The 13,228-nt window shown below is 63.1% G+C and carries 10 protein-coding genes; 9 read left to right on the top strand and 1 reads right to left on the bottom strand.

Annotation, left to right across the window (positions count from 1 at the left end; all coding sequences use genetic code 11):
* Positions 1-10: 10 nt before the first annotated feature.
* Positions 11-2,656, bottom strand: a complete 2,646-nt coding sequence (aceE, locus tag GQA94_RS00940; protein WP_158186296.1) for a pyruvate dehydrogenase (acetyl-transferring), homodimeric type — start codon at positions 2,654-2,656, stop codon at positions 11-13.
* Positions 2,657-2,935: 279 nt separating this feature from the next.
* Here aceE and glnE point away from each other — a divergent pair, with 279 nt between their 5' ends.
* The 9 genes from glnE (at position 2,936) to GQA94_RS00900 (ending at position 13,196) form a co-directional block, all read left to right on the top strand.
* A complete protein-coding gene (gene glnE / locus GQA94_RS00935; protein ID WP_158186295.1) occupies positions 2,936-5,881 on the top strand; it encodes a bifunctional [glutamate--ammonia ligase]-adenylyl-L-tyrosine phosphorylase/[glutamate--ammonia-ligase] adenylyltransferase in 2,946 nt (981 codons plus the stop codon).
* Between the two features lie 45 nt (positions 5,882-5,926).
* The gene (gene ilvE, locus GQA94_RS00930; RefSeq protein WP_158186294.1) at positions 5,927-6,850 is read left to right on the top strand and encodes a branched-chain-amino-acid transaminase; all 924 of its coding nucleotides are present in this window, start codon (positions 5,927-5,929) and stop codon (positions 6,848-6,850) included.
* A gap of 82 nt (positions 6,851-6,932) precedes the next feature.
* Positions 6,933-7,967 carry a lipopolysaccharide heptosyltransferase II gene (waaF, locus tag GQA94_RS00925; RefSeq protein ID WP_158186293.1) on the top strand — a complete coding sequence of 345 codons (1,035 nt, stop codon included), beginning with the start codon at positions 6,933-6,935 and terminating at the stop codon, positions 7,965-7,967.
* A complete protein-coding gene (waaC, locus tag GQA94_RS00920; RefSeq protein WP_158186292.1) occupies positions 7,968-8,969 on the top strand; it encodes a lipopolysaccharide heptosyltransferase I in 1,002 nt (333 codons plus the stop codon).
* On the top strand, positions 8,969-10,090 hold the full coding sequence (locus GQA94_RS00915; protein ID WP_158186291.1) for a glycosyltransferase family 4 protein: 1,122 nt from the start codon (positions 8,969-8,971) through the stop codon (positions 10,088-10,090). The genes waaC and GQA94_RS00915 overlap by 1 nt, the downstream gene beginning before the upstream one ends.
* A complete protein-coding gene (gene rfaP / locus GQA94_RS00910; protein ID WP_158186290.1) occupies positions 10,087-10,902 on the top strand; it encodes a lipopolysaccharide core heptose(I) kinase RfaP in 816 nt (271 codons plus the stop codon). Before GQA94_RS00915 ends, rfaP begins: the two co-directional genes overlap by 4 nt.
* Positions 10,899-11,636 carry a lipopolysaccharide kinase InaA family protein gene (locus GQA94_RS00905; RefSeq protein WP_158186289.1) on the top strand — a complete coding sequence of 246 codons (738 nt, stop codon included), beginning with the start codon at positions 10,899-10,901 and terminating at the stop codon, positions 11,634-11,636. The genes rfaP and GQA94_RS00905 overlap by 4 nt, the downstream gene beginning before the upstream one ends.
* Positions 11,633-11,767, top strand: coding sequence for a hypothetical protein (locus GQA94_RS23515; RefSeq protein WP_256371958.1), 135 nt, complete (start codon positions 11,633-11,635; stop codon positions 11,765-11,767). Before GQA94_RS00905 ends, GQA94_RS23515 begins: the two co-directional genes overlap by 4 nt.
* The gene (locus tag GQA94_RS00900) at positions 11,757-13,196 is read left to right on the top strand and encodes a lipopolysaccharide kinase InaA family protein (RefSeq protein ID WP_158186288.1); all 1,440 of its coding nucleotides are present in this window, start codon (positions 11,757-11,759) and stop codon (positions 13,194-13,196) included. Before GQA94_RS23515 ends, GQA94_RS00900 begins: the two co-directional genes overlap by 11 nt.
* Positions 13,197-13,228: the final 32 nt, after the last annotated feature.

The following is a 13,228-nucleotide window of genomic DNA, read 5'->3' as shown; positions in this document are numbered from 1 at the left end:
TGCGCACGCATCAGCAATCCAGCGGATTGCGCTTCTCGGGGTCGATACCGAACTCGGTGATGGCCTCGGCCACGACCTTGCGTTCGATGGCGCCACGATCGGCGAGTGCCTGCAACGCAGCCACGGTGACCCAGCGGCGATCGACTTCGAAGAAGTCGCGCAGCTTGGCGCGCGAGTCGCTGCGACCGAAACCGTCGGTGCCCAGTACCTGGTATTCACGGGACGGAACCCACTGGCGGATCTGATCGGCGAACAGTTTCATGTAGTCGGTAGACGCGACGACCGGGCCTTCGCGACCTTCCAGGCACTGCTCCACGTAGCTCTTGCGTGGCGCTTCGGTGGGGTGCAGGCGATTCCAGCGGTCCACCGCCAGGCCGTCGCGACGCAGTTCGTTGAAGCTGGTGACGCTCCAGACGTCAGCGCCCACGCCCATCTTGGCCAGCATGTCGACCGCTGCGCGCACTTCACGCAGGATGGTGCCGGAGCCCAGCAACTGCACGCGGTGCTTGAAGTCGCCCTTGGCTTCTTCGAGCAGGTACATGCCCTTGATGATGCCGTCCTCGACACCCTGCGGCATGGCCGGCTGCTGGTAGTTCTCGTTCATCACGGTGATGTAGTAGTAGACGCTTTCCTGCTTCTCCATCATCTGATGCATGCCGTGATGCATGATCACCGCCAGCTCGTAGCCGTAGGTGGGGTCATAGCTGCGGCAGTTCGGGATGGTGCTGGCGAGAATATGGCTGTGGCCATCCTCGTGCTGCAATCCTTCACCGTTGAGCGTGGTGCGACCGGAGGTGCCGCCCAGCAGGAAGCCGCGGGTCTGAGCATCGCCAGCGGCCCAGGCCAGATCTCCGATGCGCTGGAAGCCGAACATCGAATAGAAGATGTAGACCGGCAGCATCGGCTGGTTGTAGTTGCTGTAGGCGGTACCCGCGGCCATGAAGGAGGAGAAAGCGCCAGCCTCGTTGAGGCCTTCCTGCAGAATCTGGCCGTCCTTCTCTTCGCGGTAGTACATCACCTGGTCGCGGTCGACCGGCTCGTACAGCTGCCCCACCGGGGAGTAGATGCCCAGCTGGCGGAACATGCCTTCCATGCCGAACGTACGCGCCTCGTCGGCGAGGATCGGTACGATGCGCTTGCCCAGGTCCTTGTCCTTGACCAGCTGCGACAGGATCCGGCCGAACGCCATGGTGGTGGATATTTCACGGTCGCCCGAGCCGTCCAGCACCGCCTTGAGCGTTTCCAGCGGCGGTGTCGGGATGCTGAAGCTCTTGGGCCGGCGCTGGGGCAGCGAGCCACCAAGCTTTTCGCGGCACTTGCGCAGGTATTTCATCTCCGCGCTGTCTTCGGCCGGACGGTAGAACGGCAGCTCTTCGAGTTGCGAGTCGTTGACCGGAATGTCGAAGCGGTCGCGGAATTTCTTCAGGCTGTCGATATCGACCTTTTTGGTGTTGTGGGCGATGTTCTTCGCCTCACCGGCACCGGTGCCGTAACCCTTGATCGTCTTGGCCAGGATGACGGTCGGCTGGCCCTTGTGGTTGACTGCCTGATGGTAGGCCGCATAGACCTTGTAGGGGTCGTGACCGCCACGGTTGAGCTTCCAGACTTCCTCGTCGGACATTTTCTCGACGCGTTTGAGCAGTTCCGGGTCGGCGCCGAAGAAATGCTTGCGCACGTAAGCGCCGTCTTTGGCCTTGTAATTCTGGTATTCGCCGTCGATCGCCTCGTCCATGCGGCGCTGCATGCGACCATCTTCGTCGACTGCGAACAGCGGGTCCCACATGCGACCCCAGATGACCTTGTTGACGTTCCAGTTGGCACCTTTGAAGACGCCTTCGAGTTCCTGGATGATCTTGCTGTTGCCACGCACCGGGCCGTCGAGCCGCTGCAGGTTGCAGTTGATGACGAACACCAGGTTGTCCAGATTCTCACGGCCGGCCAGGGAGATGGCGCCGAGGGTTTCCGGTTCGTCGCACTCGCCATCGCCGATGAAGCACCAGACGCGCTGTTTGCCGGCGGGGATGAAGCCCCGGTTTTCCAGGTACTTCATGAAGCGCGCCTGGTAGATGGCAGTGATCGGGCCCAGGCCCATGGAAACCGTCGGGAACTGCCAGAAGTCCGGCATCAGGTGTGGGTGCGGGTAGCTCGACAGGCCTTTGCCATCGACTTCCTGGCGGAAGTTGAGCATCTGGTCTTCGCTCAGGCGGCCTTCGAGGAAGGCGCGGGCGTAGATGCCGGGGGAGGCATGGCCCTGATAGTAGATCAGATCGCCACCGTGCTCTTCAGTGGGCGCCTGGAAGAAATAATTGAAACCGATGTCGTAGAGCGTCGCACTGGAGGCGAAGGTGGAAATATGTCCACCCAGGTCCGGGTCCTTCAGGTTCGCGCGCATGACCATCGCCAGTGCGTTCCAGCGGACCAGGGAGCGAATGCGTCGCTCCATGAACAGGTCGCCGGGCATCTTGGCTTCGCGGGTGACAGGGATGGTGTTGCGGTAGGGCGTGGTGATGCCATAAGGAAGTGGCGTGCCGCTACGGGTGGCCAGTTCCCCCATCCGGGTCATCAGATAGTGGGCGCGGTCTTCACCTTCGCGGTCGAGTACTGACTCGAGGGCGTCCAGCCATTCCTGGGTTTCGACGGGATCGAGATCTTGCATGGCTTGCTCCAGGGCGGAAAGGCTTCCAGAATCGGTTGCCTGCTTCGCGGCCGGCTTTGTGGGCCGGTGCGTCTATGTTCTTGGATGTTTGGCCGGGGGTAGAGCCGGGCTCTGTAGTTTTACTACAAAACAACGGTTGATTCAGCCCCCTGCAACATAATTTCGTAGTAAAACTACAATCGCAACAGTTCGGCCTGGCTCGCTGGTCCTGGCGGGCATGGCTCTAACATGGGCGTTCCCGCTTGCTCGGCAACCGTCCACGGCGTTAAGGAACTTTTTATGAGTCTGCCATCACTGGTTGCATTGCCCACATCGTTATTGCCATTGGTCAACCGTGCCGATGAGTCGTTCCGCAGCGCGCTGCTCGACGCGGGGGTGCCCGCGCTCGAACGCTTCGACGCGTGGCCGGCCCAGCGCCGCGAGGCATTCGCAAGGGTCTGTGCAGCCAGTGATTTTGTCACCGAACAGGTTAGCCGAGATCCCGAGATGTTGCTGGAACTGGCCGAGTCAGGGTTGCTGGAGCGCTCGTTGCAGGCCGGGCAGTTGCGCGCAGCGCTTGCCGAGACGCTCGTGGACTGCAACGACGACGAGGGTCTGGGCCGCGTACTTAGGCGCTTTCGTACCTGCCAGCAGGTCCGCATCATCTGGCGCGACCTGACGCGTCAGGCGGACCTGGGCGAAACCTGCGGCGATCTGTCCGATATGGCCGATGCTTGTATCGACCTGGCTTACCAGTGGCTGTATGCGCGCCACTGTGACCAGTTCGGTGTCCCGACCGGTCGCCGCAGCGGTCAGGCGCAACAGATGGTCGTCCTCGGCATGGGTAAGCTGGGCGCGCGCGAACTCAACCTCTCCTCCGATATCGACCTGATCTTCGGCTATCCCGAGGGGGGCGAAACCGTCGGGGCCAAACGCTCGCTGGATAACCAGGAGTTCTTCGTCCGCCTCGGCCAGCGGCTGATCAAGGCGCTGGATGCGCCGACTCTGGACGGGTTCGTGTTTCGCGTGGACATGCGGTTGCGCCCGTACGGTTCCTCGGGCTCGCTGGTGCTGAGCTTCAATGCACTGGAGCAGTACTACCAGGATCAAGGGCGCGACTGGGAGCGTTACGCGATGATCAAGGCGCGGGTGGTCGGCGGTGACCAGGAAGCGGGCAAGGAGCTGCTCGACATGCTGCGGCCCTTCGTCTATCGACGTTACCTGGACTTCTCCGCCATCGACGCGCTGCGCAGCATGAAGCAGCTCATCCAGCAGGAGGTGCGGCGCAAGGGCATGGCCGCCAACATCAAGTTGGGCTCCGGCGGTATTCGGGAAGTCGAGTTCATCGCGCAGGCCTATCAGCTGATTCACGGCGGGCGCGACCTCAGCCTTCAACAGCGCCCTTTGCTCCGGGTGCTGGCGACGCTGGCGGGGCAGGGTTATCTGCCGTCGGCGGCGGTGGACGAACTGCGCGAGGGGTATGAATTCTTGCGCTATACCGAGCATGCCTTGCAGGCCATCGATGACCGCCAGACGCAGATGTTGCCGGACAGCGAGATCGACCGCGATCGCGTTGCGTTCATGCTGGGCTTCGAGACCTGGGACGCCTTCCATGAGCGCCTGTTGCATTGGCGCGGCCGGATCGACTGGCATTTCCGTCAGGTGATCGCCGACCCCGACGAAGATGAAAACGCCGAGGGCGAGACGCTCGTCGGTGGTGAGTGGCTGCCCTTGTGGGAACAGGACTGGGACGAGGAATTCGCCTGCCGCCAGTTGGCCGATGCAGGCTTTCGAGATGGCCAGGCGGCTTGCCTGCGCCTTGCCGCGCTGCGCAGCGGCAGTCAGGTAAGGACCATGCAGCGCCTGGGGCGGGAACGGCTCGACGCCTTCATTCCTCGCTTGCTGGCACAAGCGGTCGAGCAGGACGATCCCGACCTGGTGCTTGAGCGGGTCTTGCCACTGGTCGAGGCGGTGGCACGGCGCTCGGCCTATCTCGTGCTGCTGACGGAAAATCCCGGTGCCTTGCAGCGCTTGCTCGAGCTGTGTGCCGGGAGCCCCTGGATCGCCGAGCAGATCGCTCGCTTCCCGCTGTTGCTCGACGAACTGCTCAATGCCGGACGTCTGTTCAGCCCGCCGCAGGCGCCTGAACTCGCGGCGGAACTGCGCGAGCGGTTGGCGCGAATTCCCGAAGACGATCTGGAACAGCAGATGGAGGCGCTACGGCATTTCAAGCTGGCGCATCGGTTGCGGGTCGCGGCTTCGGAGATCGCTGGCACCTTGCCGTTGATGAAGGTGAGCGATTACCTGACCTGGCTCGCCGAAGCGATTCTCGAACAGGTGCTGGCCCTGGCCTGGCGGCACACCGTCGCGCGTCATGGCCAGCCGCGACGCGTGGATGGTTCGCTTTGCGACCCGGCGTTCATCATTCTCGGCTATGGCAAGGTCGGTGGCATCGAGCTCGGCCACGGCTCCGACCTGGATCTGGTGTTCATCCATGACGGCGATCCGAATGCCGAAACCGATGGCGCCAAACCCATCGACGGCGCGCAGTTCTTCACGCGCCTCGGGCAACGCATCATTCATCTGCTGACCACCCAGACCACCTCCGGGCAACTCTACGAAGTGGACATGCGCCTGCGCCCCTCCGGCGCTTCCGGGTTGCTGGTCAGCTCGCTGAGTGCCTTCGAGCGTTATCAGAGCCAGGAGGCCTGGACCTGGGAGCACCAGGCGCTGGTGCGCGCTCGGGTACTGGTCGGCTGCCCGCAGCTGGCCGCGGATTTCGAAAAGGTGCGTGCCGCTGTGCTCGGGCGTCCGCGCGATCTCCAACAGTTGCGAGGTGAGGTCAGCGAGATGCGCGCGAAGATGCGCGACAACCTCGGCACGCGCGCAACGCAGGCCGGGATGGCCGACAAGGCGTTCGAGGCGCAAGGCGAGTTCAATCTCAAGCAGGATGCCGGTGGTATCGTGGATATCGAATTTATGGTGCAATACGCGGCTTTGGCGTGGTCGCACCAGCATCCGCAACTGCTGCGCTATACCGATAACATCCGCATTCTCGATGGGTTGGAGCAGGCCGGGTTGATGACCGGCGATGAGGTTCGGCTGCTGCAGGATGCCTACAAGGCATACCGCGCCGCGGCTCACCGGCAATCACTGCAAAAGCTGCCCGGTGTCGTGAGTGGGGATCAATTTCATGACGAGCGGCGCGCCGTAATGCGCATGTGGCATGAGCTGGGGCTCAGCTGATCTCGTCCGCAAACAAAGCATTTATCGAATTCCGAGGTGGCAACAATGTCGATGGCCGATCGTGATGGCGTGATCTGGTATGACGGTGAGCTGGTGCAGTGGCGCGACGCGACCACCCATGTGCTGACTCACACCCTGCATTACGGCATGGGCGTTTTCGAAGGCGTGCGTGCCTACGACACGCCGGCCGGCACCGCGATCTTCCGCCTGCAGGCGCACACGGATCGTCTGTTCGATTCGGCACACATCATGAACATGCAGATGCCGTACTCGAAGGAAGAAATCAACGAGGCGACCCGCGCCGCCGTGCGTGAGAACAATCTGGAAAGCGCCTACATCCGCCCGATGGTCTTCTACGGATCCGAAGGCATGGGGCTGCGTGCCAGCGGCCTGAAAGTGCATGTGATCGTCGCCGCCTGGCACTGGGGCGCCTACATGGGTGACGAGGCCCTGGAGCGGGGCATCAAGGTGCGCACCAGTTCCTTTACCCGCCACCACGTCAACATCAGCATGACCCGCGCCAAATCCAACGGTGCCTACATCAACTCGATGCTGGCCCTGCAGGAAGCCATCTCCGGCGGCGCCGACGAAGCCCTGATGCTCGATCCCGAAGGCTACGTCGCCGAAGGCTCGGGCGAGAACATTTTCATCATCAAGGACGGTGTGATCTACACCCCCGAAGTCACCGCCTGCCTCAACGGCATCACGCGCGGCACCGTGCTGACCCTGGCCGACGAGCTGGGCATCAAGGTCGTGGAAAAACGCATCACGCGCGACGAGGTCTATATCGCCGACGAAGCCTTCTTTACCGGCACTGCGGCCGAAGTCACGCCGATTCGCGAAGTCGACGGCCGCAATATCGGCATTGGCCGCCGCGGCCCGGTCACCGAGCGCATCCAGAAGGCTTATTTCGATCTGGTTTCCGGCAAGACCGAAGCCCATGCCGAATGGCGGACGCTGGTCAAATAAAGTGGGAGGCGGGAAGCCAGGCGTTGGACGCGAAGACCGCTCCTGCACTGGCTTCGCACTTCACGCTCATGGCTTCTAGCTTATGAATATTCTGATTGTGGGTCCCAGCTGGGTCGGCGACATGGTGATGGCGCAGACCCTGTTCGCATGCCTGAAGCAGCGCCATCCGGACTGCCATATCGACGTACTGGCACCGGAGTGGAGCCGGCCGATCCTCGAGCGGATGCCCGAAGTGCGCCAGGCGCTGAGCTTTCCGGTGGGGCACGGCGTGCTCGACATGGCGACCCGGCGCAGCGTCGCGCAGGGCTTGCGGGGGCAGTATCAGCAGGCGATCCTGCTGCCCAATTCATTGAAATCGGCGCTCGTGCCGTTTTTTGCGGGCATCCCCAAGCGCACCGGCTGGCGCGGCGAGATGCGTTTCGGCCTGCTCAACGACATGCGCAAGCTGGACAAGCAGCGTTATCCGCTGATGATCGAGCGCTTCATGGCGCTGGCGTTCGAGCCCGGCGCCGAACTGCCCAGGCCCTACCCGAAGCCGTCCCTGCGCATTGATGCCGAAAGCCGCGAGGCCGCGTTGACGCGTTTCGACCTGAGTGTCGATCGGCCTGTACTGGCGCTGTGCCCGGGCGCGGAGTTCGGCGAATCCAAGCGTTGGCCGGCCGAGCATTTCGCTCAGGTCGCCGAGGCGAAGATCCGCGAGGGCTGGCAGGTCTGGCTGTTCGGTTCGAAGAATGATCATTCGGTAGGCGAGGATATCCGCCAGCGCCTGATTCCGGGGCTGCGCGAAGAGGCGCTCAATCTCGCGGGGGAAACCAGCCTGGCCGAAGCGATCGATTTGCTGTCCTGTGCCGACGCGGTGGTGTCGAACGATTCGGGGCTGATGCATGTGGCCGCCGCACTCGCCCGGCCATTGGTGTCGGTCTATGGCTCCACCTCGCCGGCGTTCACCCCGCCGCTGTCCGAGCAGGTCGAAATCGTGCGTTTGGGTCTCGATTGCAGCCCCTGTTTCGAGCGCACCTGCCGCTTCGGTCACAACAACTGCATGCGTGAGCTCGGACCGCGCTCAGTGATCGACGCACTGGATCGCCTCGTGCCACAGCCGATCGAGGTGCGCTGAGTGAGGGTGTTGCTGATCAAGACGTCCTCGCTGGGCGATGTCGTGCATACGCTTCCGGCTTTGACCGATGCGCAGCGCGCGATACCCGGCATCCAGTTCGATTGGGTCGTCGAGGAGGGCTTTGCTGAAATCCCGGCGTGGCATCCCGTCGTCGCCCAGGTCATCCCCGTGGCGATCCGGCGCTGGCGCAAGCACCCTTTTCGAACCTTTCGTTCTGGTGAATGGCGACGCTTCAAGGCGCGTTTGCGCGAGGCCCATTATGATCTGGTCATCGATGCCCAGGGGCTGCTCAAGAGCGCCTGGCTGACCCGCTACGTCAACGCCTCGGTCGCTGGGCTGGACCGCGAATCGGCGCGCGAGCCGATGGCGTCGCGTTTTTATGATCGCCGCTACGCCGTACCTCGAGACCAGCATGCCCTCGAGCGTGTGCGGCAATTGTTCGCGCAGTCGCTCGGTTATCCGAATCCTGTGTCGATTGCCGATTACGGGCTCGATCGTAGCCTGCTGGCGACGCCAAACGAGCAGCCCTATCTGTTGTTCCTGCATGGCACCACCTGGCCGAGCAAGCATTGGCCGGAGCGGTACTGGCGAGAGCTGGCCGAGCGCATGAGCGAGTACGGCTGGGCGATCCGCCTGCCCTGGGGCAATGCGGACGAGAAGGCCCGCGCCGAGCGAATCGCGCAGGGCCTGGAGGGCGTGTCGGTATTGCCCCGGCTGAATCTCGGCGGTATCGCCAAGGTGATCGCCGGCGCGCGTGCCTGTGTGGCTGTGGATACCGGGCTCGGCCATCTGGCGGCGGCGCTGGATGTACCGAGCATCTCGCTTTATGGTCCGACCCTGCCGGGGCGCGTCGGTGCTTATGGGCGGTCGCAGGTTCATCTCTGCGCCAGTGGCCCGAACGCCGGCAAGGGCGACCGGCATAAACCCTGCTTCGACGAGCTCCTGCCCGAGCGCGTCGCCAGTGAACTCAAGGCCCTGTTGCGGTCATCGGAGACACCCTGATGCAACTGGCCTTCATCCTGTACAAGTATTTCCCCTTCGGCGGGCTGCAGCGCGACTTCATGCGAATCGCACTGGAATGCCAGCGCCGGGGGCATGACGTTCGCGTCTATACGATGATCTGGGAGGGCGATGTCCCTGACGGATTCGAGGTCCTGATCGCGCCAGTCAAAGCGCTTTTCAACCACACCCGCAACGAGCGCTTCACCGAATGGGTCGAGCAGGATCTGCTGAAGCGGCCGGTAAGCCGCGTGATCGGCTTCAACAAGATGCCGGGGCTCGATGTGTACTACGCTGCCGACCCGTGTTTCGAGGAGAAGGCGCAGACTCTGCGCAATCCGATCTATCGCCGCTGGGGTCGCTACAAGCATTTCGCCGAATATGAGCGGGCGGTGTTCGAGCCTCGCTCGAACACCGACATCCTGATGATCTCCGAGGTGCAGCAGCCGCTGTTCGTCAAGCACTACGCCACGCCGCCCGAACGCTTTCATCTGCTGCCGCCAGGCATCGCCCTGGATCGCCGCGCGCCGGCCGATGCCGCTGGGATTCGGGCGGCCTTTCGTGAAGAGTTCGAACTGGATAACGATGAATTGCTGCTGGTACAGATCGGCTCCGGCTTCAAGACCAAGGGGCTGGACCGTACGCTGAAGGCACTCGCCTCGCTCCCGCGCGCGCTGAAAAAACGCACACGCCTGTTCGTGATCGGCCAGGACGATCCCAAGCCGTTCCTGCTACAGGCCAAGACCCTGGGCGTTTCGGCACAGGTCGAGTTCCTCAAGGGGCGAAGCGACATTCCACGTTTTTTGCTCGGAGCCGACTTGTTGATCCATCCGGCCTACAACGAGAACACCGGCACCGTGCTGCTCGAAGCGCTGGTGGCGGGATTGCCGGTGCTGGTAACCGATGTCTGCGGTTACGCGCATTACATTACCGACGCGGACTGCGGGCGGGTTGTGCCGAGCCCGTACCAGCAGGGTGATCTCGACCGCATGCTGGCCGAAATGCTGGAGGACAATGTGCAGCGCAGCCGCTGGGCACGTAATGCGTTGGCTTATGCCGATCGCGCTGATCTGTACAGCATGCCCGCACGCGCGGCCGATGTGATTCTGGCGGATCGCCCATGAAGCTCATCCTCACTGAGCCGTTCAAGTCGCTCTGGGCCGGTCGTGATGCGTTCGAGGCTGTCGAGCAGTTGCAGGGGCAGGTCTACCGGCAACTCGAAGGCCGGCGTACGCTGCGCACCGAGGTCGATGGGCGCGGTTACTTCGTGAAGATCCATCGTGGCATCGGCTGGGCGGAAATCCTCAAGAACCTGAGCACCGCCAAGGCGCCGGTGCTGGGAGCGGGGCAGGAATGGCGCGCGATCCAGCGCCTGCACGAGGTCGGGGTGCCGACCATGACCGCGGTGGCCTACGGCGAGCGCGGCGGCAATCCGGCGACGCAGCATTCGTTCATCATCACCGAGGAGTTGGCGCCGACGGTCAGCCTTGAAGATTACAGCATCGACTGGCTGCAAAATCCGCCTGATCCTGTCCTCAAGCGCGCGCTGATCGCCGAAGTGGCGCGCATGACCGGCACCATGCACCGCGCTGGAGTCAATCATCGCGACTGCTACATCTGCCACTTCCTGCTGCACACCGATACGCCGGTCCGTGCCGATGCGCTGCGCCTGTCGGTGATCGATCTGCATCGCGCGCAGGTCCGCGACCGGACGCCGCTGCGGTGGCGCGACAAGGACCTGGCCGGGTTGTATTTCTCGGCGCTCGGGATCGGCCTGACCAAACGCGACAGGTTGAGGTTTCTGAGCGGCTATTTTCAGATGCCCCTGCGCCGGATCCTGCGCGATGAAGCCCCGCTGCTGTCCCGTCTGCAACGCAAGGCGGAACAGCTGCAAAGCCGCTATCACCGCAAATACGCGCCCGGGGCTCAGCAATGAGCGACTGGCAAATCGTCGGCGAAACAAGCGCCGACGTCGCGCATGCGTTTGCTGATCTGGAGACGGTTTTTGCGCTGGAAGGCGAGCGGGTCGCCAGTGACCCGCTGTCCGAGGTCATCCGTATCAACATTTCCGGCAAGTGCTTCTACGTGAAGCGTTACTGGACGGCGGGCAAAGGCTTGCGGCGTTTCGTTGGGCGCCCGCGTGTCGAAGCCGAGTGGCAGAATCTTCAGCACTTCAGCGAGTGGGGCATTGCCGTTGCGCCGCTGGTTGCCTGGGGGATGCAGCGCCGTGCAGGATTCTTCCAGCGTGGCGCCCTGATTACCTCGGAAGTACCTGGTACCACGGACATGGCGGCCATGGCATGCGCAGGTGACCCGAGGTTGGCGGACCGCCGCTGGGTGCGCGGGGTCAGCGAGCAGTTGGCCCATGCGACGCGCACGCTGCACGATCATCGCTTTGCGCATAACGATCTGAAATGGCGGAACCTGCTGGTCAACGAGGCGGGCAGGTTGTTTCTGATCGATTGCCCATCAGGGGATTTCTGGCGCGGGCCGTTTCTCCATCGCCGCATCATCAAGGACCTGGCTTGCCTGGACAAGGTGGCGCGCTACACGTTGTCTCGTACACAGCGCTTGCGCTTCTTTCTGCTCTACCAGCGGCGGGCGCGAATGGCCGCTGACGACAAGACGATGATCCGCAAGATCCTCGCCTACTTCGAGGGCCGCGAATGATCGATTCCGTGTGGGAGCTGGCCGGCGCCATGGGTTGTGCCTGTCCTGATGGGCTGCCCATGCGTGCCAAGCGCAGGGCACTGGCATCGTCGTTCGGCGCCTTGCACAAGGAGTGCATGCGTGACGCTTGAACAATTGCGCCGGGCTGGGCGGCATCCAGCGCTGCCCCTGAGTGTCGCGCTGGGCGCCGACGAACTGCATATAGCGCGCTGGCTACGCGTACTGCCTGGCCAGCGCTATGTCGCGCAGGCGCAATGGCGAGGGCGTCCGGTGCTGGCCAAGCTGATGGTGGGCGACCGCGCGCACCGCCATTTCGAGCGTGAACGACATGGCGCGGAGCTGCTCGCCGAACAGCACCTGACCACTCCCGCATTGCTGGAGCAGGGGTTCGAAGAGGGGGCCGGCGGTTGGCTGCTGTTCGAGTTCCTGGAGGGCGCGCGCAGCCTGCATGATGCATGGCTGGAGGTGTCTCGACAGTTGCCACTGAGTGACGATCAACAGTCGGTGCTGGGCAGTGCGCTGGCCGAGATTGCCCGCCTGCATGCGAAAGGGCTTTGGCAGAGTGATCTGCACCTGGACAACCTGATGCGCCACGAGGGGCGGCTGTACCTGATCGATGGCGGCGGCGTTCGCGCCGAAGTGCCCGGCGAGCCGTTGTCGCGAGGGCTTGTACAGGACAACCTCGCGCTGTTCTTCGCGCAATTGCCCGCGTCGCTGGAACCCTTCATCGAAGAGTTGCTGGTGAGCTATCTGCTGGCCAACAACACCCACGCGCTTGCGCTCGAAGCCCTGCTCGACAAGGTGCACACGGCGCGACGGCAGCGGCTCGCCGACTATCTGAAAAAGGTCGGCCGCGATTGCACGGCGTTCAGCGTGCGTCACGACAGCCACGGTCTGGTCGCGGTGCGACGCGAGCGCGAGGCGCAATTGACGACCCTGCTAAGTGCCCCGGATGAGTTCATCGCAGCAGGCTCGGCGCTGAAGAAAGGCGGGAGCGCCACGGTTGCGCATGTCGATGTGGAAGGCGAGTCGTTTGTCATCAAACGCTACAACATCAAGAACCTGGCGCACTGGCTGAAACGTTTCTGGCGTCCGTCTCGCGCCTGGCACAGTTGGGTCGAGGCCCATCGCCTGGACCTGCTGGGCATCGCCACACCGCAGCCACTGGCGATGATCGAGATGCGACGTTTTGGTCTTCGGGGGCGCAGCTATCTGATTACCGAGTATGTAAGCGGGCAAGATATAATCGCGCGCTTCGAGCCATACGTGAACGCGACGCCGCCGGAGCAGGAGCTTCAGGCGCTGGAGCAGCTGTTCGCTGCGCTGATCCGCGAGCGTATCAGCCATGGCGACCTCAAGGGCACCAACCTGCTCTGGCAGGACGGCAGCTGGGCGTTGATCGATCTGGATGCGCTGCACCAGCATCGTAGCGTAGCGCGGTTTCGCCAGGCCTTCGCCAGGGACCGTGCGCGTCTGCTGCGCAACTGGCCTGTCGACAGCGCCCTGTACCGTTTGCTGGATCGGCGTTTACCGAAGGACAGCTTGAGGCAGGACGCCTGAGGCTGAAAACGAAGCCCACGGGCTGTACTACA

The organism is Stutzerimonas stutzeri (genome assembly GCF_009789555.1).
Taxonomy (GTDB): domain Bacteria; phylum Pseudomonadota; class Gammaproteobacteria; order Pseudomonadales; family Pseudomonadaceae; genus Stutzerimonas; species Stutzerimonas stutzeri_R.
Note: the sequence above shows the minus strand (reverse complement) of the source record. Positions and strands in the feature narration are given on the sequence as shown.